This is a genomic window from Bacillus hominis, assembly GCF_018332515.1.
Classification (GTDB): domain Bacteria; phylum Bacillota; class Bacilli; order Bacillales; family Bacillaceae_G; genus Bacillus_A; species Bacillus_A hominis.
On the sequence record NZ_BOQD01000436.1, the window covers coordinates 1 to 2,615 of the forward strand.

The window sequence follows — 2,615 nt, forward strand, 5'->3', positions numbered from 1 at the left end:
TGCGAAAATGCATAAATTGTTTGTTGTTTTTAAGAAAATAGTCAGTTTATCCCGCTATTTGTAGGCAGTAAAACTCCCACCTCAAAATTCAGGTGGAGAAAAGAAGTTAGGTAGGAGCCCTGCTGCCCGTAAACGCCCGATTGGTGAAGGCTCATAATCAGTGGGGGATGAACAAAATCCCCATTGATTAAAGTTTCACTTTATGTATGATTTCTTTGAATTTTAAATATTGGCATGAAATTTGCTTATAAATATATAAACAATCGATAAAGGGGGATTCAATATAGTGCTAGATTTAAAAATGTATGTAAACGGTGAATGGGTAGAGTCTAGTGATCAAGAAAAAAGAATGATTATTAACCCTGCGAATGGTAAGGGTATAGCATATGCACCTGAGGGGACGATTGAGGATGCAAAATACGCGATAGAAGTGGCAAGAGCGGCCTTCGATAGCGGAATTTGGTCAGAAACATCCACTGCTGAAAGGGCATCATATTTATTTAAAATAGCAGATGAAATTGATAAAAATATGGAAGAGTTAGTGTATCTTGAAACAATGGATAATGGAAAAACATACCGCGAGGCAGAAGGAGATATTGGAGATGCAGCGGCTTGTTTTCGCTATTATGCCGGATTGATTACAAAGCCAGATGGTCAAACATATCATGTAGCTGATCCGATGCAAGCGATGGTTGTAAGAGAGCCAGTTGGTGTTTGTGGATTAATTGTTCCATGGAATTATCCGTTACTGATGAGTGTATGGAAAATTGCACCTGCTTTAGCAGCTGGAAATACAATTGTGTTTAAACCTTCTGAAGTGACACCAATCACTGCGACAAAGCTATTCGAAATCATTGAAAAGGTAGGGCTACCAAAAGGTGTTGCCAATATGGTAATGGGTGCTGGTCCAATAGTAGGAAATGAAATTGCAGCGAGTAATAAAGTGGATATGATTTCCTTTACAGGTGGAACAAAAACAGGTAAGCACATTATGAGAACAGCGGCAGATAATATGAAAAAGATTTCGTTAGAACTTGGAGGGAAATCTCCAAATATTATTTTTGCAGATGCAGATTTTGAGACCGCTATTGATTATGCTCTATTCGGTATTTATGCAGGTAGCGGACAAGTATGTTCAGCAGGATCAAGAATCCTTGTAGAAGAAAAGATTTATGATAAATTTGTTAATAGTTTTGTAGAGCGAGCACAGCAAATTAACGTTGGTCCTGGTGATAATCCAGAATCAGAAATGGGGCCACTTGTAAGTAAAGAACATATGGAAAAAGTATTACGTTATATTGAAATTGGGAAAGACGAAGGTGCGAATGTTGCTTGCGGAGGTAGACGAATAATGGAGGATGGAAAAGGTGATGGTTTCTTTATTGAGCCAACAGTCTTTGTCAATGTAAAACCTGATATGCGCATTGTCCAGGAAGAAATCTTCGGTCCTGTTGTAGTAATTCAAAAGTTTAAAGACGAACAGGAAGCAATTGAGTTGGCAAACGGTACAGACTATGGATTGGCTGGAGGGGTATTTACAGTTGATGGCGCAAAAGCAATGCGTGTGATTCGTAAACTTCGCGCAGGAATTACGTGGGTTAATAGTTATCATCCAACATACAATGAGGCGCCTTGGGGCGGATATAAGCAAAGCGGTATTGGACGTAGCCTAGGAACGTTTGGTTTAGAAGAATTTCAAGAAATTAAGCAGATTAATATAAATCTAGAAGTAGAACCAATAGGTTGGTTTGCAAATAAAAAAAATGTAGGGGTGAATTAGATGGAAACGAACGTGAAAAATAAATTGAATGAGAAAGATTTAAATGTAAATGAGTATATTACGAAAGTACTACAGTTAATTGAAAAAGAAAAGGTTACTGCAGAAGAGGCGAACTGGATTCAAAAAGAAACAGTAGATGGATTTAGAGAGCATGTAAACCCTGGTTTTCTTGCTTATAGAAAAACAGTAACAAAAGATGGACAATTTGCAGCAGTAGAATGGTCAGATGAAGGATCTTGTTTCATGGATATTAATGGTAAAAAATATATTGACTGTTTAGGTGGATTTGGAATTTATAATGTTGGTCACCGTAATCCGAAAGTGGTAAAAGCTGTGACAGATCAATTAAAACGTCAAGCATTACACAGTCAGGATTTATTGGATCCACTTCGAGCAATTCTTGCAAAGATTTTAGCGGATATTACACCTGGTGATTTGAAATACGCCTTCTTTACAAACAGTGGTACAGAAAGTGTGGAGGCAGCGTTAAAACTAGCAAAAATGTATAGTGAACGAACAACTTTCATTGCTACAACTCGTGCCTTCCATGGTAAGAGTCTTGGTTCCTTATCCGGAACGGCAAAAGGAATGTTCCGTAAGCCATTCTTACCATTGATTCCGGGTTTTCGCCACGTTCCATTTGGCGATATTGATATGATGAGAAAAACATTTGAGACATGTGCATTAGTAGGAGAAGACGTTGCAGCAGTTATTTTAGAACCAATTCAAGGAGAGGGCGGTATTATTTTACCTCCAGAAAATTATTTGAAACAAGTACGAGAGCTTTGTGATGAGTTTGGATCACTTCTTATTTTTGATGAAGTACAAACTGGAA

2 protein-coding genes are annotated in these 2,615 nt (G+C 37.9%); both read left to right on the forward strand.

Going from position 1 to position 2,615, the window contains the following annotated elements:
• Positions 1-286: 286 nt before the first annotated feature.
• On the forward strand, positions 287-1,780 hold the full coding sequence (locus KI356_RS26135; RefSeq protein WP_212936897.1) for an aldehyde dehydrogenase family protein: 1,494 nt from the start codon (positions 287-289) through the stop codon (positions 1,778-1,780).
• On the forward strand, positions 1,781-2,615 hold an 835-nt coding region (locus KI356_RS26140; RefSeq protein ID WP_212936898.1), incomplete at its 3' end, for an aminotransferase class III-fold pyridoxal phosphate-dependent enzyme.